Here is a 23,007-nt window from a genome sequence, read left to right on the forward strand (position 1 = left end):
AAACCCATATCAACTTTGCAGCGACCGCGTAGCGTCCTCGCCCGATGATGTACATTGACGAGCACGGCATGATCACACGGGGCGGGCCGGCGTGGCCAAGCAGCTCCACATGCCGGCGACCAAGTGAGCTGACGCTAGGCGTTCGATGCGGATTGGTCCATCGTCATCAAGATCGGCACGGCCGAGTATGCCGCTGTCTCGGGTCGACGGGCCGCGGCTTGCACCGTCCTTCAGATCGGCAAAGGCTCCCTGCACGGTATGTCCGATTCACGTTCCGGTAATTGGCCGCCTCCCGCGCGATCAATTTTCACTAACGTCGCGGAATCCGGCGCCAGTGCTGGCAGGTTGCTCGTCGGCCAGACGAACATCGCCTGGCGGCGAATATGACCAATGGCGAGATCATCGAGGAGAGCCAGAAATTCGACGCGCTGCGGCAGTGGCGCGGTGGCATGCAACATCACGCGCGCAGTGTTGGCCTTACCCGGAACGACCAGGCTGTAGACCGCCGGCGGCGGCGCGATGATCGGGCGTGGCACAACCTTGGCCCTGCAGGACAACGTGCGCGTCACGAGCTTGAGGACGGCGGTATTGTTCGGGTCCGGCTCCTCCCGCTCAAACGAAACCGATACGATAATCTCATCGCCATCGGCGAACGAGACCGGCTGGCCGCTGCGGCGCAACTGGTCAAAAGAGATTCCGTAGGCGTTGATCTCCTTTATCGAATAGGTTGGGATAAGGGCGTTTTGGTCCTCTGGCGTTACACCCGCGATGGAGAGCGCCTCGACCGGAGCCTCGAATTTATCGTTCTTGAACGGCTTGCGCTGAAGCTGCACCGAACCGTCAGACCTCGAGCTTGCTTTGAAGCCCCCGGTGGAGGGTTCGATCGCGCCAAACGCGAAATACAATGGCGTGTCAGCGCCGTATTCGAAACGATCAAGCGCGAGCTTCCAGAACACACCGGCGTTGTCGCGCTGCGGATCGGACGGGCCGGGTCCGGAGAGCTCGCGGTCATATGATGGATCGGCGAACACCAGCGTCGACATATCGATGTGCAGGCTGGGCCGCGCCGTCGGGCGAACCGGAAGCCGGAGCGCAATCTGACGCCGCGTCTCGGGTTCGAGGCTTTTTTTCGTCGAATTCCCGGGCTGCGTCGCCAGATCGAAGATTTTATTTTCGTCGGGAGATCCGATCGATTCGTTCTCCAGCCCGCATCGCAACTGAAGAACCACTTCAGAGTCGCCATCGACGGCGTCCAGACGCGACCGTGCACCGGTGATATCTCCGGCGTGCAACGTCAGCCTTATGCCGCCGCCCTTCGGACTTTTCGACCAAAGAGCCTTGTTGAAGGGCACGATGAATCGATCGATCGACAGCGCTGCGTCCAGCCCCGTAAGCCCCTCGCGCAATAAACCCAATGCGGCGAGAGCCTGCGCAAGCTCACCCTCCTTGCCTGGGGGATAACTCGGCGACGTGAGGTCGAGCGTCATATTGCCCTGCTTCCAATCGGCCAAAACCGGTCGATTCCAGTCAGGTGTGAGCGGCATGTCCAGCACGCGAATTCGATAGCTCTTCGCGCTCCTGCGCAGCACGCTGGCGACGCCTTCGAACAGACGGAAGGGTGCGGGGAACCGTCCGTCGACTTCGAGGTCATCGACTTCGACGAATGTACGCCGGCCGTGGCTCTTGACGAACGCCGACGGCACCCGCGGCAAGGCCGGTCCTCTCGGCGGTCGCAACTGGCGCATCAGCCGCGGTCCCCCGTGCCCGGGACGCCCGTACCGCGCCACATCCGCGCTCATGTCTTCCTGTCGCCGGTCTTCCGGCCTGACGTTCTCGGTATTCAAGCCATCGGTAAACATCAGCATGTCGAATTCCGCCTGGATGGCGCCGGGCCGCAACCCGAATGTGATGCGCTCCAAATGCGGTGGTATGATCGGAGCCGCTTTGCCCTTAACGACACGCGACAGCACGGTGTGCAGCTCGAGCGCCACCGGCACCACCGCACGCGCCTCGGAAGACGTCAAATAGCGCGCGGGCGGGGACACCAGAGGCAAATCGGCCGAGGCAGGCCGGTCAAAGATTATCTTGCGGCCAAGCGTATAAAACGGTGGCGAGACCGTATCGATCTCTGCTGCGAGACTGGCGAGCCGGTCGGCGCGTGCCGGCAGGGAAATGCTTGTGGCGCATCCCGACAGGCCCGAACCATACTCCTTGACGTCGTCGGGATTTTGCGGCTGTGCATCGGGGCTGGGGCCGATATCCTGGAACGGCCAATCCCCACCCATGCCCAGCGCACCCGAAGCGGCAGCGCGCGTGCCTTGCGCCGTGGGCCAACCCAGCGCCGGAGAGGCATAAAGGCGATCCGAAGGATCGGTCTTGATCGGCAAATCCAGCGCGGAGTCGTCGAGATCACGCGGGACCTCGATATCGATCCACAATTCCTTCGAGCTGCTCTCGGGTTTCTGGCCCTCGGCTACGACGACGATGGCGACGGCGTCGTCCACCAGCCGGTCGGCGCGTGCCACCTGTCGCATCCGGCTCAGGGCGACCTGCGTACCCCCCGACGGCTCTGCGATGATCGATTCGCCGGATGGTATTGTCTCGAATTGGGTGATGTGTCGGTCAATCGCCACCAGCTGACCGTGGAGAGCCAGCAGAAAAGAGGGTTTCTGGTCGGTACCGACGATGTCCGGCAGGAGCCTGACTCGGGCGATCTTGCCATCGGGCTTCCCCGAGGGCACCACCACCATGACGCGGTCGCCGAGCGCCTCGTTGTCCTTCAAGGTGATATTCCAGAGCGTGCGCAACGCGAGCAGACTGCGTAACCAAATCGGCCGCTCCTTCAGCGTGGTGCCGCCGCTGAACCGGCGCAGAAACAATTGCTCAGCGGCGGCAAGTGCCCGGTTCGCATCCGGTTCGATAACATTCTGCGCGACGCGCTTCAGCAGCGCGGCGATCTCGCTGCTACTGTTGCCGACTGCTTGAGCCGGAACGGCCTTGCGGCCGAGCGGCGTTGGCGATCCGGCCGCCCAGTCGACGTCGGGCGCGTCCCATTCGGCCGTGCCGCTCGCCGGCACCTGATCGAATTCCTTCAGCACATCGTGAAGCGTGAACGAATCGTCCACGGCACCCAGCCAGGGAAGCGCGAGGAAAATGCCTTGGGAATCCTTGGTGATGTAACGCGGGCTCGACGGATCAGGCCAGAACGGTCCCTCCAATTCTTCTGCGGTTTTGATAACCGACGGCCCGGCGCCGCAGACCACAATGCCTTCACCGACGTCCGTTACCTTGGCGATCTCCTGAGCGAGCGCCTCGACAGCGAATCCGGCCTGAGCGAAGGCTCGCAAGACGAGCCCCGCTTTGACCACGATCGAGTCGTTTTCACTGGTGTCGATGACCTTGTATCGCGCGGCGAACGCGAAAATACCGGTCTTGACCGGTTGCGGCAGCTTGGCGGCCGATTTCGCCGCCGCGACCAGTGCCCGCCCATCGACGGCGCTCACGTGATCGAGTGATGTCCATGTCAGTTTCCTGTCGTTGCCTTCCTTCTTCAGCATGTGCTCGGTCAGCGCGTGGAACGACCATGGTTGGGCGAAGGCGACGCGTCGGGGCTTGTCCGTCACCCCAAGCGCGCTGGTCTTTATCGGTTGCCCGGTAACCGTCATTGTGAACGTGTGCGCGAGCGAAGTAGCGGCATCGAGCGAGGTAAGCTTTCCGCGCAGGGCCGCACCGGTGACCCGGGCACCCAGATTTGTCAGCGGCACGCTCTTCCCATCCAGCGTGTTGAGGCTATCTGGCAGACTTCCGACCGGCCATCGAATCCGGTTGCGACGCTGCTTCAGCGCGAGATCTACACTTATCTCCGACGACCAAACGGGTCGCTTGCCAATGACCATATGGTCGAACCGGGTCGTCGGGCCCGGCTCCGAGGTCAGGTTGAATTCACCGAAGCCGGACGCGGATCGGAAGGCGTATGGCCCTTCTTTCGGCACCTCGTCGCCAATGGCAACCACGAGGATGGCGCGGAGCGTTGGATTCTCTGCCGACAGCCCGGCGATCGGCTGCAACTTCAATCCCTTCCCGTCGGCACGAAGGCTGACGACGCCGCGCTGATGGTCGGCCGCGGTCTTGAAACTGCCCGCTGCAATTGGCTGATTAAGCCAATCCAACGAGCCGCCGAGCGTGTATGAAATCACCTCCGTGCTGACAGGCGGCTCCGAATTTAGCTGCTGCGGGTCGGTTGCCACGATTCTCAAAACGCCGTCTAGAACCATGGTCCATTGCCTGGCGTCGGTTATCTCCACCGTGATCTTGTTCAGCAACAAGCCGCTGAAAACGGCAATGTCGACGGTCGGCTGTGCCTTGAACGTGACGGTCATCTTACCGCTGGCGGACGTCACAACGCCAGCCTTCAGTTTAAGGCTTCGGCCGAGCAACACGGTATCGAGCGTCGCCTCGGTGAAACCCGGGATGCCGTCATTGCCGGCCAGCGACTCTATCGTCAGGCCAAGAACGGCGGTCGTCGTGCCAGTGGCTTCCGTATCGCTTCCAAACTTCACGGGTATATCGGCCTTCCGGAAAAACACGCTGGCGAGGCCGCCGCTGGTGACGGCCGGAACGTGCTCCGCAGGCTCTGTCGTTGCGACCTGAACATCCTCCCATTTGGCTTTGCCAAACCCGAGTTTCGCCTGAGCGGCAGTCAGCGAAACAGCGACAAGATTGCCCGTCGCGTAAGCGAAGTCTGGCTCGAACGGACCGTTTTCCTTCGTGCTTGCCCCCGTCGCTTTCAGCGAGACCGTAAAGAGAATCTTCGCTAAGTCGATTTGCCAGTTGTCGGCTGGCTTGTTGATGTGAAGGTCCAACAGCCGAAGCGGCCGCAGCCGCAACAGGCCGATGTCAATCTCATACGCGCTTGGGGGTGTTGGCGGCGCGGGACTTACGGCGTCGTTGCAGAATCGCCATTCGTAAATTGCCCGCGGCAATTGCAACCTGTCAAAGGCCGCCTGGCGCGGACCGATGCTGAGTTCGGGCCCTTCCGGATCGAGTGCCAGCCCCATTCCGTTATTCTTGGCTTCGAGCGGAAGGTCACGAAACCAGAGACCGACTTTCCTGGCTGCATCTGCGTCTTCAATCTCGACCGGCTTGAAAATCGTCGCATAGCAAAACCGCAGCGTTTTCGCGTTCTCGATATCGATGACGCCGGCTTCACGAAACACGATCCCTTGTGGATCGCCGCCGAATCCCTGTGTCGTCGGCATGCGCGCCATCAACGCGGCACGCGTATCGCGCCACAGCAAAACGCTGCCGAATTTCTGCTCTCGCAGAGCAGCGGCCCATCCAATGACCCTGACCTGATCTCCGGTCCCGCGTGCGACATCCTGGATGTCGCCTGGCTCGAATGTCTTGGTTAATCCCTCGAGGGCGGTCCGGCCCGAGAAACTCTTACCATCCAGCGTGTAGGTGCCGAACCCATAGTCCTTTCCGGATATCTGGCTGAGCCGATCGAGGCTGAAGTTCGGTGACCATGTGATTCCTTCGACCAGCGTCGTGATCGGCATATGATTAAGTTTTTGCGCGGAAAACTTGAAGGCACTCGCAATCTGAACGCGAGAGAGGTCTAGACGGTCCACCGCCTTCTGCCAGGCGAGCAACAGCCGATCGAAATCAAGTGACGTCGGCGCGTCCGGGGGCGGCAACGGCACTGGGACGTCACCCGACGGTACGGGTGCCTTGTCAGGCAGGCGCGTATTGGCGAACAATTCGTCGAGCACCGGCAGGTCGAAGCGCAGCCGTGTCTGCAAATCTGGAAACTTTATTGCCGCAGGTTGCAATTCGATGCCCGGCAGCGTCACCGGTACAAGCGGCACCTGCGCAACAAGGCCGTTGCCGGCCAATGGCAGCTCGTCAAGTATGTCCTGCGATAGAGCGAGTGTTGGAATTCCCTGTGCGCTGTCATATTCCAGGATGATGTCGTATTTGGAAAGATCAAGCTCGCGGCACACCAGCCCGCGAGTCGCGGAGGGGGCGCCGGAGCTTTCGGAAGTCCGCGTCATGCCGATCGCCGTGACCAGCGGCATGGCAACGTAGCGCTGCCACACATAGGCGGTATCCTGGCCGCCCGCCTTCGGCAGCGTCAGTTTCAATTCGTGCCCGGGCGTGAAAGTCTTGGAACGAAGTGGCAGCAGTCCTGTTGTGGCAGCGGTCCTGCGCCTGAAGGCGAGTGGTGGGCTATCCAGCGCAGCGGGCCCCGCGTCGAAGCCCGGTAAAATATTCTCTGTCGAGGGGCTGCCGGCCGCCAGCCACAACACGCCATCGGCCGTGCCCTCCGCGCCGATCAGTTCAACACTGACGTTCTCGATCTCACCTTGCTTGAAATTCGCCGCAACACGGACATAGTCGGCGGCGGTAATCGCCATTCGACGTCCGACCGGTCCGGCTCGGACTGTTTCGTCATCCAGAACGAATTCTACCGATCCTACGAAGCCGACCGCGTCGGAAATGCTGGCTGCGGCGTCAGATTGGATATCGGTGCCGGGCAGCTTGAGCGGAAGCTGAAGCCATCCATCCGCCACCGGGAGAAAGGCATAAGTCCTGATCGCGCCATCAGGATTTACGCCTGCCTTGCTGTAGCGGTCGACCAGGCTACGAGCGAGGAGGCCCTGGTCGAGAAACCAAGTGACATCGTCCGCCGCGGCGATCGAGGCGTTGATGATCTTACCTGAAGTCAGAGTGACCGTCGGCCCTGCGATTTTGCCCGGATCACCATCCTGCAGCGAAACGTCGCGACGGTCGGCATCGAGAGCCAATCGCACGCCGTCTTTCGCACCGCTCAGCTCAATTCGGTTTGGTACGATGGTGACCTCGGTCGAGAGCTCGGCGTCGCGAACCGGCGATCCGGTCAGGCTGCCGCGGAGCGCGCTGCGGTCAACCCAGAAGACCCAGTCGTCGGCGGCTTTCCCGGGGAGCCTGACCGACTCGTTCTTCAGTTCCAGTGGCCAGCGGACCGCCAGATCGTCAGCAACGGTGTTGATGTCGAGAAACAGCGGGTTCGAGGCGCTCGATTGAAATTTCGACCGCACGATCCGGAGCGCCTGACGTATACGATTACCAATCTGGTCAGGGCGGGCTGATGCGTCGTCGTCTTCCTCCCTGACCAATTCGAGCGTCCAGACCGGCTTCTTTTGCGGCCGCAGCGGGTCGGCGATATGAACGAGTCGGAGCACCACGTTGATGCGCTCGGGTCCGGCCGAGTCGCCAAATGCCCAAAGCGGATTTATCACCGTACCGCGAAACTCGACGCCGTCGGGCGTCAGATCGAGCGCAACAAATGGACCGCCCGCGGGATCGACGCCCTTGTTCTTGACGACGGGGAGTTCGATTCGAGGAAGCTTGTTGAGATCGGTGACGCCCGCTACGGTTCCGACGAATGCCGCTACTGTCTTATCCGACATCTTGACCAGACGCAGAAAGCCAAGGGGTTTAGCCTGCGTTCCGCCCTTGGCGCTGACGAGGACGCGGAGCCTGTTTGCGGCGAGGGCAAACCGGGGCACTTCGATCTCGACCGAGGTCTGTGGCGTCGGCCAGGGATCGAGCGGCGCCACCAGCACGGTCGAGAATCCTCTGGTGTCTTTCCCGGTGTCGAAATCCCCGTCGGGTTTCGCCGCGCGCACCACATAGCGATCGCTCGCGCCCCCGAATCCGAGCGAGGACTGCCGGGCATGAACGTTTGCGGCCAGAAGATAGGGCACCCGCAAGCCGACGGTCGCCCGGACGGCGTCAATGTGTTTGTCCGCGTCAGCCTTGATATCTACCTTGATCGGCGTCGTCTTGGTATCCGACTCCGGGGCCTGGAGCACGACGCGCAGGCCGAGCGTCGAGTTGACGATGGAGATATCCGGGCGATCCTTTCCGAGATACGACACCGCTAGATCGGCGTTCCAGCAAAAATGCGTGGAATCGAGCGGGGTATCCCTCTCGAGGGCGAGCTTTGGACCGATCAGATTGATATTGCGCAGCTCGGTCGTCTCGGTCATTGCTAGCGTCCCCTCTGCACGATATCGTCTTGCGGCTCCGCGAGCCCGTGGAACGCCTGGATCACCAGATGACGGCGAGGTCCGAACACCATCGTTCGGGTTAGGCTGTCGGCCAGCGGCGGCAGATCTTGATGAGCCTTGCCGAGTGCCGCGGTCTCCGATCTGGTGGCGGGCTTCACCAGGATCATGGTCGTGATCTCGGGGCCGGAGGCGGGCTGGAGCTTGTTGAGCTCGGGCTCGGCGGCCGCGCCGCACGACCATCGCATGGCGATGTCAGCCGCGGCACTAGGTTGCGTCATCATGGCCGCCAGGCCGGCAAGCGTGTCGGCCGCGTTGGGTATGTTTTCCAGCGCGGTGAACACAGCTTTAATCTGGTCGACGGTGCGGCCTGCATCCGCCTTCAAATGGATCATGGCAAGAAAATCGACCGGGCTGTTCGATGGAAGCTTGCGAAGCTCACCAAGATTGATCCCAGCGGGTACCTCATCGCTTCGGATCGGCAGCAGATTATGCTTCGGACCTTCGTCAACCGACCGTCGTCGCGAAATGGTGCGAGCGCGCATCGCTTCGAGCACCGCGGCTTTCAACACCTTCAGCGCGTCGACGCGGCCTGTATTGCCGGCCGCCGCCGCGATGGCCGTGTCCAGCACCGTGTTGATCGCCGTACGCGCGGCCCCGCCGGTCGCCCCGGCGTCCGGATTGGGAAGCCAAAACCAGCTTACAGGCGCGGCGACCGAAATGCCGGTGAAATCTTCCGCCGGAAGCCCGGCGATCCAGCGCACGTTGAGTGTCTTGGGCAGGGCGAATGTTCCGCTCTTCGGTCCCGGCCAGTTGGCGACCCTGTCTACCGCGTAGGGTCGGACCGCGTCGGCTAATTCCTTTGCGATCTGCTTGAAGCGTTCCGAGCCGGATCCGTTTACATAATCGTGCATCGCATCGACGAAGGCCTGGATATGATTGCGGAAGGCCGTCCATTCCGGTGCCGGCGGCGGCGCGGGAGGCGGTGGAACGGGATCGGCCACGCCTTGGGGCGGCGTCACCGTCAATACCAGCGTGCCAGCTGCGCCATTCACGTTAGGCTCCGGAGCGATCACGCCCCACTGAGCGGTGTCCGCCGGCAGCAAGTGTAGGTCGGCCGGTGTCAGCATTGGTTGAAGGGCAGCAGGAGCAAAATTCTCCCATACCGGCTTCGTGATCTCGCCCTTTGCGTTCGTCGGTTCTCCCTTGACCGGGAGGTTCAACCTCGCCGCGTAGTGCGTGTAGGCCGTTGGCGGGACTGGCGCGTCCGGTCGCAGCGTCAGAGCCCGCTCGAGCTCGGGATTGACAAAACGGGCACCGATCAATTGCGTGAGATAGAGTGCTTGGCGCGGCTTCGATTTGTCGTCGGGATCGTTGGTCACAGCTCCAATCTCGACCTCGCCGACGCGCACCTGGCCATCGTCGGTCACGATCGATATCCGGTAGCTGACCGCGGGATCGGGCAATCGGTAAAGATTTGGCGCGTCCTCATTACCGAGCCAGATGTTACGGGCTTCCTCGAACAATCCATCGACAATGCGGACCAGCGGCCACTCGACCACGACCTTGACCGGTTGATTCTCATCGTCGGGTCGCAGGATCGACCAGGAAGGCGCCGGCGCCACGTTCCTGTCTTGCCACGGGCCGGTTTCGCCATTGTCCCGCTTCCATGGCAGGACCAGTTGATATCCGGACTCATCGACTGTGGCGACGCTCGATGGCGACACAACGACACCCGCGGCGACGTGCGCCGTGGCATGAAGCCGGAAGCCATAAGGCATCGCCGCCATGTTGAGCACATAGGCCCCCCGCCACAGATTGGGATGGCGCTGATACATTGCCCGGAGCAGCTCAATGTCGACATCGTCAACGGAAATGCGGCTGAACTGCTCGCGCATGGCCTCCTTGATAATCGAGAGGCCCTGGGGCAAGGGTAAACGCTGATAATCGTGCCGGTTCTGCCTGAACGGCCCGAATGCCTCGAGCAGGTCGACATCGATCGGACGCGACGCCGCCGCAGCCACATGGTCGGCCCATTGCGGCGCCGAAAATTCGCGCCAGAAGCCGACGGCGACATGACGCAGCGAAAGCCCGGCATCGACGCGGATATTGGCATCCGACAGGATCTCTTCTGGGTGGCGTGACACAATGATCTGAACGGACTTGCCGGGCCGGATCACCCCGTGTGCGTCAGCCTTATCGTTTCGACGCGTCGCCAGGATGACAGGCGCCGCCAGCGGCTCGGTGCGCTCGACGACGGCGTCGGCGAAATACTGCCGCAGCGCATTGGCGATTTGCGGTTTCGTCATTTGCCCTGGCAGCGATGCCTCGAAGGTCTGCACGGCGATAGCGGTCTTGGCGGGCTTGCCCGTTTTGGCCGCAGCGGCCTGTTGCTGCGTCTCAACCGCGTGCGCGAGATTCTCGTAGCGACCGAACGGTCGCACCGCGTATTTGCGCGCCTTGCCCCAGCGATCAGTCTCCAGCAACGTAATCGAGAGCCGACCGTCATGGTCCGGAGCAAGCCGCCAAGGATTGGGCCGCGTCAGCATCGCGAGGGCAAGGCCTGCCCGGCCGCTCACAGGGCGAGCCGGCCCCTGCTCCATGAAGCGTCGCGTCCATGGTCCGATCCGGGCCGCGAGCTCCAGACGCTTGAGTGCGGTGTCCGGAATCTTCATCGAATCGGTCTTGTTGGGGAAACGGCCAAGAATCCGCGCCAGCGTAGCTATCGTGTTGATCGGCGCGGACCTGTCGGCCATCGCTGCGAGACCCACCGGGGTTTCAATGCCGTCGCCGAACAGCAGCGCTGCGAGCCAGGCGTCAGGAAGACTGGCGAATCGGCCCCACGGACCGTCCTGTTCGATTGCCGCTTCATTCGCGGGCTCGATCCTCGCATCTTTCGACAGCTTAAGCGCCTCCAAGAAGGAGTCGCTCAGGTCGGCGGTTTCGTCGAGGGCAACTAGGCGGACATAAGCGAGTTCGGCGTCGGGAATCTTGCCCTCAGTTTTCAACATCATTGCATTGCTGACGGGCTCGCCGCCGATCGGAAATTCCTTCTTGTCGCCCCAGCCCTGTACCATCAGGACGCGTCGCTGACTGGATCCGTCGGTCGGTACCAGCGGCTCGATCTCAATCGCGATCCGCTCTCCCGTCGTTGCGGTGCGCAGGGTCACGACCTTTGCCGCTGCATTGAGCTTGAGAATGGCGTAGCGGATGCGGCGCTGCCTCAGAGGCGCGGGCAGTTCCGCCCCGAGCTTCTGCAACGGCTGTACGATCGGCCGAAGCTCGATCTGCACCAGGGCGAGCGCCTTTTCGGCGCGCAGCACGTTGGCGGCATCAGTTTGGCTGGGCGCGGGTGCGGCGCCGTGATGCGACACCAGTTCGGAAAGTCCGTCTGTGGTAAACATGACATCGACGAAAGGAGCGCCGCTTGCATCTGGCGCGCTCGCATAACGCGGCAGCACAAGGTTCAGTGCCTCTCTCAACAAAGGGAGAGCCTCATCCGATGTCAGGAAATGGCCGCGCTCCACGTCGTAAAGGCGAAGTGCGGCGGCAAGCCCTAGCGTGCGCAGGATTCCCCATCCGGCGGGATCGCGGTCCGCGGCGGTTTCGTCGAGGTATGCGGCGAGTGTCTCCGCATTGAGTTGCGGTGCGGATTCCAGCACCGGTTCGTAGCGGCGGTATGACGGCGTGTCCTTGAGGTCGTACTGGAGCACATCGAGTACATCGGCCAGGATCGGATGCAGCGACGGAGCCAGCGAGAGCTTGATGTGTGCCGAGATCGTCTTGTCCGCGTCCCTGAGCGGCTTCCCGCTCTTGTCCAGTGGCGTCAGTCTGAGCGCAAGATTGGCGAACTTGTTGGGCGTCTCATCCGCGATGGCGTCGCTGCCGCCGAGATCGCCGACCAGCACGAGACCCCGCAGCAGACGCCGGGCCTGATCGACTGTCAGGGGGTCGTTTTCGCTGGCGTTCTCCAGGTAGCGTCCCGACAAGAGGTTGTCCACGAGTGTCGTCGGAAGCTGGCCCGGGTCCTCCGATGCAAATCCGAAAGCGCTCGGCATGCCCGCGGGAGCCTCCAACCACTCGACGAGGATTTTACAAGGGCGCTGGCGCTGGAACAGCGCCGCGACGTCGTTTTCCTCGGGCATGGTCAGCACCGAACGGCGAAGCGGACGTGTCGGCCAGATCAGGAAAGATTCGGCGGGCGAGTACCAGGTGGTCCTGCGTTTGCCGAATCTGCGATCAAGGACGGGGTTGACCAGCCGCTGCGTCTCGCTCGGATATAGCACCCCGACCCGCGCGAAGTCGCCGGTCTCCGACGGCTCTTGCCCGCGTTCGAGCGCCGGCAGCCGTTGTACCCTTCCGATCGATGACACCTGCCGCAGCGTGGTCGCGGCGCCGTCTTCGTTGCGCGGCACGGCGGTTGCATCTAGCGAGAACAGATCGTAGCCCGCAATCAGTGTATGCAGGTCTTTGGCGGGGAACTGGTCGTTGCCCTGAACCGCGACGTGATCCGGACGTGCCGTCCACGCAAGCTTCACGCCAGTCCGCTGGTCGGCGTCGCACAGCAACTGAACGGTTTCGGCGTTGCCCGAAACGAAATCGTCGAACGTCGCCTCGGCAAGGGGATACCACAGATGCAGCCGGCCACTCGACGGGAAGATGTATTGCGATTTGAACGGCTCGAATTTGACGTCGACCGGATGCTCAAACCGTTCGATCGTGGTATTGACCGCGGGCTGGTCCTCGCCGCCGATCCAGAGCTGGAGCTGTACCGGCGACCATTCGGGAGCAAGTTTCGCGATCTCAGTTTTGGGTTTTGGCCTTAGATATAGCCGTGACGCACGAACGCGCGCCACATCATCCGCCTTTTGCGGCTGCACCTCAAGTATCGCCAGCAGCTTCTTCCAGTTTGCATTCGAAACGGTGTAGTCGCGGGATATCGATTCCGGTTCGGGTGGATTGTCCGGCGTGGTTTGCGTCCTGAGCCGGCGCGCGATACGCGTGATCCTGACCGGTTTGCCTGGCACGGTGTCCTTTTGCAGCGTGATGTCGGTTTCGTGCTGGCCGGGATCTTCCTCGCGCGCCGGCACCGGAGGCTCGCTGCGAGCCTGCGACAACGCATCGGCGCCGAATTGGCCGACTGCAATGGTGCGCTCGGTCCGGACGCGAAGAACATAATCGGTGGAGGGGGTCCGGAGCTTGGGCGGGACAGTCTCGTCTTTTTCCGCGGCTTTTGCGCTGACTGCGTCCTCTTCCTCCTCAACCGTCAATTCGAGGAATTTATCAGCTACCGGCGTCGGAGCCTTCTGCAATGGAGGCATGTCGGCATAGCGGATTCGCGCGATGGCCTTGAGCAGGCCTCTCTCCGGCGTCTCGGTTGGCAGAATGATCTCGGAATGCAAGGAACCGACTGGCCCGGCAGTTCCGGCGCTGTCGACCGGAACGACCGCATAAACGACACGCGTATGCTCGGTAACGGTGACAGCTTTGTCGACCTTTTCCCTGGAGAGAGCGGCCGGCAGCAACGCGGCGCGGATGACGGGGTCGAGGTCCTTGAGGTCGTCGACAAATTGCAACCGCGTCCTGAGCCGGCGCTTGCGCAGCTGGATCTTGCCGTCTTGATCCGGCAAGGGTTTTCCATCGTCGCTCTTGAGCACGACGATTGCGATATGATCCCCCGACTTGACTGTCAGCTCAACCACCCCGGGCCGCGCGGTTTTGGGAGGCAGAGTGCCCAGTCCCGTGATGCGCCGCTCGATGCGATAGTGCTTCAGGTGGAATTCCGGATCATTATATGGCGTTGTCGAGCGCGACCAAGCAGGCTCAAGATCAAAGTTCACCTTCACGCCAGTCGCCTTCCGTTCGATGCCGACTTCGTTGAGCGCGGGCGACATGCTGCGGAACATGCGTTCGGGTGGGTTGAACAGCAAGACGGGGGGCGGCACCGGATTCGTCGAAGGCCCGGGCTCGCGCGGTACGCGCGTGCGCACCCTGAATTTCTCCGATGCCGCGGGCACTTCGGCTTGCCGATCTCGGTCAGGAAACAGTTCGTCGATGCGTTTGCCTGACAAGACGAAGGTCAGTCCAAGGGCTCTGGGGTCGAATTCCAGTTTGCTCGCGATATGATCTTCAGCGGCTTTCTCCAGTGTCGGCTTGTTGTTCACGAAATTGAAAAGTGCCGCCATCTGCTGGGCGGATTCGGCAACCGTCGCGATGAAGCAAGAACGCGCTTCCTCGACCTGCTGCATCTGTTTGAAGCGCGGGCCGCAATCTGCGAGCGAGCGAGCAGCGGCGGCGAGCATGATGTTGGCGGCTTCCGGATCGTCGGGCAGGTTGTATGGCGTTTTTTCCCATGGCACCGATTCGATGTCGGTCGCGTCGTAGTCGATCCCGCCAATATTACCCGAGGCCATAAAGCAGCCGGCCTGGAAGGCTTCTTTGAGGGTTGGCCGCGATCTGGCGTTTTCATCGCCCGCGTTGTCGGTGCCATTCAGCCCGAACTTAGCACTCCAGTCCGTGAAGATATTGCGTGGGTTCGCGCTGTCGCTTTTTGCGTTCTTGAGGATCTCGTCCTGTTCGAGGCCTTGGATTATGTAAGTCGGGGTGCTCTCTGTTTCCGCGTTCAGGGGAGCCGCATAGAAGTGACTGCGAGTATCGCTATCGTGCTTGTCCAATGGATAGTTGTCGCGCGGTATGAGCTGAACGACATAGTAGTCGTCCTCCGCCGCGCCTTTCGGCCCGGAGATCGGAACCAGCAGAGCCCAGTACGAAACTTCGCCGAAACCGACGCCGACGAGTTTTTCGGCCGGCTCCTCATCTTGCGGACTCTCGCTTGCCTCGCGCCGGTTCAGTGCCTCGTCGAGGCGGTTGTCCGACTTCTTGGCGTTGTCCGCCCGTGAAGGCTCGGGCAGCGGGGCCGGCCGGGATACCGGCACGCCTGCCTCCGGGTTTGGATAGCTTGAGCCGAGGCCGAGCGCCAGAAAGCGTTCCACACGGGCCCGCGCCTCCGCAAGCCGACCGCTGCTGCCAAGCGAGAACCCGATCCCGAGCGACAAGGTGCGCCCGAACGCTCCGACCGCGACCGAGGCCTCGATCCGCGCGGCAAGCCCGCCCGGCTGGATCAGCAATTCGACGCCGATGTGGATCGTGATGGAGCGCGAGAAGCCGCAGGACAGGCTGAACCACTTGGTCCTCAGCCACATCCTCACCGAAAATTCGAGCGTTAGGTCGAGCGTGATAACGCCGTAGAACATCGACTCCGAGATGTTCGCCGACAGGTACGCGATCAGCTTCGCACCCAGCGCGAAATCGGCGCGGCCCGTTATCGCGGCGCCGAAGCTGCCGCCGGTGTCGTAGGAGAATGCAGCAAAGCCGCGAGCGCGGAACGCCAGACCGTAGAGTACCGCCGCGTCCTCGAACCGCAGCACGGTGCCTCCCTCGACCGAAAGGAAGAAGTTGCCGTTCGGCTTGCCGACTGAGAATCCCAGTTCATAAGGCCAGCCATATTCCATGTGGAACAGGCCGGGCCGGATATACAGCGTGGAGGACCAGCGCACCGCCTTCATCGCCGCCTTGAGTTCGTCAGGCAGCTTCGGATGGTCGCCGATGTCGGCGCCGGGATTGTAGACCGCACGCGCCAAGAATTCCCGCCGCGGCACCGACAGATAGAGATAGCCGGTCAGGCTCGGGTTGGATGTCCAGGGGGCATTGGTGCGGCGCCCCTCTCGCCAGTCGGCGTAGTTGTAGGCGATCCAGATCCGCAGGTTCATCAGGAAGGTCAGATCCGTCCTCAGCGCCACGACGACGTCGAACAGCGCGAGATTCGGGAGATTCTTTTCGCCTTCCTCGTTGTAACTCGACGAGGACGACGCCGAGGTCAGCGAGAACATCCCGCGCAATGCCAGCGTCAGCGCGGCATTATCATAGGTCGGCCACCACGCTTTGACGTCGGCTAGATTGCCTTGGTATTTCGAGACCTCGTCGAGAATTTTGACCAGTTCGCGGGGCGATTCGGCCTTTTCGGCGGCCGCGATCCCGGCCAGCGTGTAGCGATAGCCGAATCCGAAGCCGACTTCGCGCAGGAAGATGGTTCCGATCGGCGTCGGGATCTTCTCCGACATGTCGTTGCGCTGGATATAGAGGAAGAAGGCCGGCCGCTTCTCTGCCACGCCCTTTTTTTCGAGCTGCAGGAACCCCATCGACGCCGACATCGACGCCCAGCCCTGTATTCGCAGCGAGCCCGAAGCAAGAAACCCCTTGGCGGTCACATCGGCCGGCAGCACATCGGGCGGAAACAGGGTCGGTAGTTTATCATCGACCGCGATCGCCGTACCGGAGGCCTCGGCCATCGAACCGAGCGAAAGGCCGACGCCGAGTCCGTCGAACCGCACGCGCGGGAGGCTCTTGCCGCGTTCGGGCGGTGCGATCCACAGCTTATGAAAATCGAACCGTGGCGTCACGATATCGCCGAAGTCGGTGAAATTGACCTGGCCCGAAATCGAGAACGCCGGCGAACCTCCGAATTCCGGTGCTGACGGATGGAAGCCTACACCGCGCAGTTCGAACGAAAACAGGTCGAAGAACGTGGACCGCTTCGGTGGCTCCACCGTGACCTGGAACTGGATATGGTTCAGCAGCACCCGCGGATCGGCCGCCAGCGGCGCTTCATCGAGCACGATGCGCAGCGACGAGAGATTCTTGAGCAGGCCTTCGGCGAATGCGCTGCTGCTTGGCCGGAATTCGGCCGATCCAGTCAGCGTGAAGTAGAAGTGGTACTGTCCTTGCTGGACGAATTTAAGGCCGAGCTTAGTGACAGTGATGGTGAACTGCGTTCCCTCGCATCGCAAGGGATCTGCGCTCTTGTCCAGCACGGCCTTCGCCGCTTGCAGGGCCAACTTCCCGTTCTCCTGGGTGAAGTTGAGTTCGATCGAGGCCTTGGCTTCGCCGACCAGTGCCGGCGGCAGATTGCCGTGGCCGGTGAGCGCGAAGGTCTGGATCTGGTTGCGCTTGATCGAAAGCTGACCCTTGTCGAAGCGAAATGGCATGTCGACGCCGGCAAGAGTCACGGGATTGGATTGGACCTGGGCGCTGAGGTCGATGCCGTCGCGCGAAACGATGAACTGGTCAACTTCGAAATCGAGACTGCTGCCGCTCGTTGAAAGCTTGTCATAGGACAGGACGATTTTAGTGACCTCGCTGTTCAGCCCCAATCGCGGATCGCCGTCACTGAGATCGAGGAACAGCGGCGTGAACGGAACTTTCTCGACCAGCTTGACGAATTTGCCGCGAAGACCGAGCAAATTGAACTCATCGTCTTTCATCTCGATGTTGAATTTGCCGCCGGCGATCTTCATCGAGAGCGTGTTGAGATCGATGTCGAGGTTCAGCTTGGTGTTGATAGTGTTGTCGGATATCCTGATTTCAACGTCGAGCGGGATCCCGATTTTCGGCGGCACCACCGTGGGAGGATTGCTCGCGGTGATGCGGATGTGCTGGCTGAACTGCTGCAGCGGATTTTCCGAGGGACTGGCTTCCGCCTTCGGTGCCCTAAAAAGCGATAATATACGTCCCGTATCAACCTGCGGATCAATGTCGAAGCTCGAGGCCTTGAGTTCTTCGATCGAAGACCAGCGCGCCGCCAGCAGCAAATGGCCGATCGGAACGACGACTCCCCCGCCGGGACCGAGAATCGGCTGCGTCGTCCGTTTTTCCGTCTTGAGCTCTTGGAGGAACCTTGCCCGGCCATTGTCGATCACGATCAGGGCGACAGCGACCGCGGCATCCTTCGGCGTGACTTTCAGCTGAAGCAGCGGCTGGTTCGGGTTTCCGTTGGTATCGGGCAACCCCGATACCGATTCCGCCGGGGCCGACTCGTGGCCGAGCCATAGGTCGGTCGAGAGCGTCGCTGTCTGGTTGCCGGCGCCTTGCGACTGGACCACAAGCGCGAGCCACCCCTTTTCGACATCGCAGACCAATGCTGGGGTGAGTTCGAACGGAATTTCGAGCCGGAAGCCGAGGAGCTCGCGTGCGAACGGCAGAGCGCCGACGCCGGGGTCGCTAGGCGTGACCACGATCTGGACCACGCGCCAGTGGCTGAGATCGAGACGGACTTCGACAATGACGTGTTTGGCCACCGTCTGGCCGGCGCGGGCGATAGCTTCGGCCAGCGTCGAGATCACCTCCGATATCAGCTTGAAGGCGGCCTCGGCGAGCCCCGCCAACGCGCGGACGCCGGCGGCGCCCTGCTGTGCCAGCCAGCTCGCGGCGGCGGCGGCCAGCGCGCCGATCCGCCGCAACACGGCGAGAAATCCATCCAGGCTCGGAAGGTCCGGCGTCCCCGGCGCGTCCAGCTTCGGCACCTCGATCTTTTGGATCAGTGATAACAGCCGCCGGGCCTGCTCTTCGATGATATTTGCCGCGAAGAGAGCGAGCTTGATGGGGTAGGGCTCGACCACATCCAGCCTGATCAGTTTCGGCGTCAGCTGTCCGCCGGCATAGGTCAGTTCGATTTTAGGCGAAACCGCAAGCTGGAGGTTTGGGTCCGTGCGTGCGCTGATTATCGCTCGCGTGATATCGAACGTGACCACGACTGTCAGCGGACCGCTGGGAGGCCCGGACATCGCCACGTCGACCTTCACCCCAAACAGCACCACCACGAACGGTCCCGGCAACTTTTCCTTCAAGTCGATGGTGTCGATGGTCTGGCCTGCCGCAGCCGCGGTGATCTTGGTTGTGGTGACCGACACCTCATTGCCATTGACGTTCAGGGCAACGCCTTCGGCGACCAGAATCTCTGTGCCAGCCAGTTTGACGCTTGCCTTCGAAGCCGTCGTCAAGAGGGTCAACTTGTCGTTGGCAACCGCGAAATCGATTGCAGGCTTGGGATCGAACTCGACCTGAAGATTGAGATCGGACTGCAGCGGAATGCGTAAAAAGGACAAATCGATGTCGGGTAGATGCAGTCCGTGCAGCGACCATTTCGGCAGCGGGATGTGCGGGAAAGCAAGGCCAAGATGCGGTAGTGCCGGCACGTCAATGCGCGGCAGGACCCGCAGGACGTCCTGGCGCGTCAACTCGACTTCGATCCGTACCACTGCATCGACTCCGGCTACTGCAAAGGGCGATGCGAAGCCGGCTGAAAAAAGCGCCTCTGCGCCAGCGCGGAACACCGGCTCGTCGCCGCCCACGTTAGCGAGCAATCCCGCGGGATTAATTTCAAGATAAAATTCGGTCGTGATATCGGCGACGCCAACAATCCCGACAAAGCTGGCCACTTCGCCGTTGTGCGTGCTTCCGTCGGCCTTGATGGCCAACTTTCTCAGCGCGTCGTGCAGCCGGTTGAGTTCCAGCGCCGCTATGCGCTGGGCTTCGCCGCTCGCGTTCTCGACAGCTTCCTTCCAGGTGACGAGGCGTTTGTCGGCGCCGTCATCGGCAACGGCGGCTTCGTTGACAATAAGTGGCGTACCGAGAACGAATGTGCCCTGCGCGTCCTGCTGGGCACCAAATTTGACCTTGAACAGTTTGGCCGTGAACGGCGCGCGAGTTTCGTCCGCCTCAAACCACGCCGAGCCCGCCCCCGTAGAGTGCAAAAGAATCTTAGTCATCCCGCACCCTCGGGAATGAAGACAAGAAAAAAAGCTTCGGCATTTCAAAGAAATGCCAATCGAAAACAAATAACAGTAGAATACCGTTGCGTTACGCTGTCAATCCTGAACCGTTCCCTTTCGACGAATATTTTACCTTTCTACATGATTGTAAAGTTTATACAGCCGTATGAAACAAGGTAGGGACCTCAAACAAGAGATGGGCTCTTACAGCCCGGCCGGAAGGGAACGGGACCCAACAATCGCATGAACAATCGCCGGTCCGTTGACGTTTGCCTTTGCTGCAGCCAGCGCCTTCTTAAGGCTCGCAACAGTGTCTGCGCTCGCCACCATCCCGACACCCATCGACCTTGCGAGACTCTCGTATTGCCAACGCGACAGCACGGTATAGGGAAGCGGTTGACTAGAGCCACTGTAATAACCGGGAGCCAATAGATACTGTTCGTATCCGTAAAGCCCGTTGTCGACGATCACGATGACTGCATTGAGACCGTAGCGTGCCATCGTTGACAGCGCCTGCGGGATCATCTGAAACCCACCGTCACCGCAGACAACAAGCGGCCTCTTCTCCCCCGGTATTGCTGCGCCGACGCCAGCACCAACGGAATGACCAATGGATGCCCAGATCGCGCTGCTGATGAAGCAGTTCTGGCTTGGCATTTTCAATTTGGCTGCGGAGTAGATTCCGAGAAAAGTGTCGGGGATGACTGTAAACGACCGATCGAGAAAGGTTTTCGCTCCGATTTCCGCAAAAAGCTCATCGTATGTCAGTGCGTTGGCAATCGGTGCACGTGGCACATCGCGATCTTCCGTATTCTCTAATGGCCCTATGTCAGATCCGCGATCACCATCCCATGCCCGCTCGTCTATTGCGGAAAACACCTCGGAGTCGCCCGTGTCCACTTCAACTTCTCGACTATTCAGTGCCTGCGCTGCCAGGGGCAACGTCAAAGCTTGTCTGTCGAGTTCTGCTACGAGGTGGTCGATGCTGGCGGGTTGAGGGGTCTGCATGGGAATATGGACCAAACCGTCCCACACACGAATAGTCCTAGGATGTGCGACAAGCATCAGCCTGGCATGTCCGGATCCAAACACGGCGCCCAAGGAAAGAAGTAGGTCTGACTGAGTGATTGCGTCTCTCAAAGGCTTGGGCGCATGGTTTCCATTAAAGACACCAAGAAATCGTGGGTCGTCGGAAGGCCTTGCTGGCTCGGGTAACGTGGACCGCGCCAACAAGGTTGTTGCCCAATTCAGATCCAACTTCCGAATGATAGACATGACTGACGACGCGAGGCCAAAGCGTTGCACCTCAATTCCGACCATTAGCAGTGGCTTCCGCGCGGCTTTTATCTGTCCGACAATGGTCGCCGCAATGGCCTGCTCGGCTCCGTGCGGTATCGATAGATCGAGCGTGCCAGACGGCCGAGGACAGCTTCCACCCAACCAGTCTTGCGGGATCTCGAGATAGACAGGATGCTTGCGGGTCAATGCAACCACCAACGCGCGGTCTACAAGCGATGGTACATCTGTCTGTCTTGCAGGCCTTTCGCAAAAGGCGGTAAACGGCCTAAAGGCTTCCAGATCACTGTGGGGCCTACCCATCGAATGCGAGAAGAGAATTCCCTTCTCGGTTTGAATCTGGATATTGGCATCGGTCGGGCCGCCGTTGATCACAACCATGGGGCTCCGCTCGATGTATGCCCCGGCGACGGCGTTGATCAGGCTTAGCGTTCCAACCCCGTAGGCCACCGATACCACGGAGAGGCCGCGAACACGTGCATAAGCGTCGGCCGCATAACCTGCCTCAAGATCGCTCGCTGTGACAATCGTCCGAAAGCCCCGAGCGCGTGCAGCGGCAGCAAACATGGGCGCGCAATAGACCGCGGGAACTCCGAACAGGGCTTCGACATTGTGCTGGGCCATGCGCTCAATAATGTAGTCGGCTGCTGTAGGCATGTTCTTCTCCCGTGCTGCGGATGAACAACTCCGACTCCCAAATCCTAGCGCTACTTGTTCCTTAGCATCCAAGGCTTGCGCCTGATCGTACTCATGGAGCTCCCCATGAACGCATTGACCGCCAACTGAATTATGTCCCGGCACGTCGTGAGGTCGGGAATACAATCATCGACATTGTCCTCCTGCGATCCCCCCACTACGACGTGGTCAGCCCGAGGGAACACATATGTCCGTCCGGTACTGTAGAGGTAGTCCAGAGCAGGTTGGGCCTTGAGTAAGGCAAGTTGGCCCTTGATCGGCTTCATATTGAGGTCGTTGAAAAGAACCTTCGAACCAAGGCCCGTGCAGTTCACGATGATCGCCTCTGGAAGGGTCAAAACGTCGGCTTCAGACGCAAACTTTCGTTGAACGAAAGGGACCTGATTCTGCCGCAGATCGTGCCGCAGCTTTTCAAGGAAAATTGGCGGTTCGACCAGTAAGGTGCTGTATGCGTAGCCAGGTCCATTAAGGTACTTGAAGGGCAAGTTCGCGAGGCGGGTTCGAGCAATGATCCCTGCATTTGCTGCTTTGTCGAGGCTTGGCCCTCGCCGCTTGCAGAAGTTTGTGCGCTCCGAGATACCAAATTGGCTGCCAAGCCGGAATTTATGCATGTCAAATGACTTCTTCAGTATTTCAAAGAATCTATGGCAGGCGACGGCGCTGGTTTCGTCATATGCAACTATGGATGGAGCCCACTGCCCTCCTGCCACATCAGACGTCGTGCAGGAAAACGCTTCACCATAGATGCTGACCGTGTAGCCAGCTTCCTTGAGCAGCGTTGCTGCCGTCAGCCCATCACGCCCGCGCCCAGGACTGCGATGGGATGTTTCGCATCAGGCGAGTACTTGTTCGCCACGATCGTGCGCATAGCGTCGGCACACCCCCAACACATAGTTATACCAGCTCCGCCGTGACCGTAATTGTGAACGATGAGCTTGTTGCCAATGGGTATTTCTTCGAGACGGTACGTCCCGTTGCGGTACGGACGGACACCAGCGACAAACTCGCAGCCAGCATTGAGGTCGCACGCGAAGTCGGGGCTGGGGAGGAACGTCGAAGGTGTTACTTTTGTCATTCATGGCCTTCCTTGCCCACACCTTGAATCCAAAACGGACGCGATACCGTCGCTGAAAGGGTGCGGTGAATGGTCGATATAACCAAGCTGCTCGGCATCGCAGTCCAACCGATAGTCTCCTATGCTATCAATACGGGAGAACAGAATGTCAGCGAGCGGATCCACCGCGCTTTCCTCGGTCGTACCAATTACAGCCACCACCGCGACTACCGGTCTCTTCTCGGCGAGGGGCGAAACCAGTTCGAGACTGATTAACTCGCTGACTAGCCGCATCGTGTGGGAT

At 60.9% G+C, this 23,007-nt stretch carries 6 protein-coding genes; 1 reads left to right on the forward strand and 5 read right to left on the reverse strand.

What is annotated here, in order from left to right; genetic code table 11:
* Positions 1-230: 230 nt before the first annotated feature.
* From IHQ72_RS36760 to IHQ72_RS36780, 5 genes are all read right to left on the reverse strand, one after another.
* A complete protein-coding gene (locus tag IHQ72_RS36760; protein ID WP_258124200.1) occupies positions 231-8,033 on the reverse strand; it encodes a hypothetical protein in 7,803 nt (2,600 codons plus the stop codon).
* A gap of 2 nt (positions 8,034-8,035) precedes the next feature.
* On the reverse strand, positions 8,036-19,654 hold the full coding sequence (locus tag IHQ72_RS36765; RefSeq protein WP_258124201.1) for a hypothetical protein: 11,619 nt from the start codon (positions 19,652-19,654) through the stop codon (positions 8,036-8,038).
* A gap of 207 nt (positions 19,655-19,861) precedes the next feature.
* Complete coding sequence (locus IHQ72_RS36770; protein ID WP_258124204.1) at positions 19,862-21,610, reverse strand: thiamine pyrophosphate-dependent enzyme; 1,749 nt, start codon at positions 21,608-21,610, stop codon at positions 19,862-19,864.
* 50 nt (positions 21,611-21,660) lie between these two features.
* On the reverse strand, positions 21,661-22,440 hold the full coding sequence (locus IHQ72_RS36775) for an FAD-dependent oxidoreductase (RefSeq protein WP_309508991.1): 780 nt from the start codon (positions 22,438-22,440) through the stop codon (positions 21,661-21,663).
* Entirely contained in the window at positions 22,437-22,724 is a 288-nt protein-coding gene (locus IHQ72_RS36780) for an FAD-dependent oxidoreductase (RefSeq protein ID WP_258124205.1), read from the reverse strand. Before IHQ72_RS36780 ends, IHQ72_RS36775 begins: the two co-directional genes overlap by 4 nt.
* Before the next feature lie 69 nt (positions 22,725-22,793).
* Here IHQ72_RS36780 and IHQ72_RS36785 point away from each other — a divergent pair, with 69 nt between their 5' ends.
* Entirely contained in the window at positions 22,794-22,979 is a 186-nt protein-coding gene (locus IHQ72_RS36785) for a hypothetical protein (RefSeq protein ID WP_258124206.1), read from the forward strand.
* Positions 22,980-23,007 lie beyond the last annotated feature (28 nt).

The sequence above is a fragment of the Mesorhizobium onobrychidis genome, assembly GCF_024707545.1.
Taxonomy (GTDB): Bacteria; Pseudomonadota; Alphaproteobacteria; order Rhizobiales; family Rhizobiaceae; genus Mesorhizobium; species Mesorhizobium onobrychidis.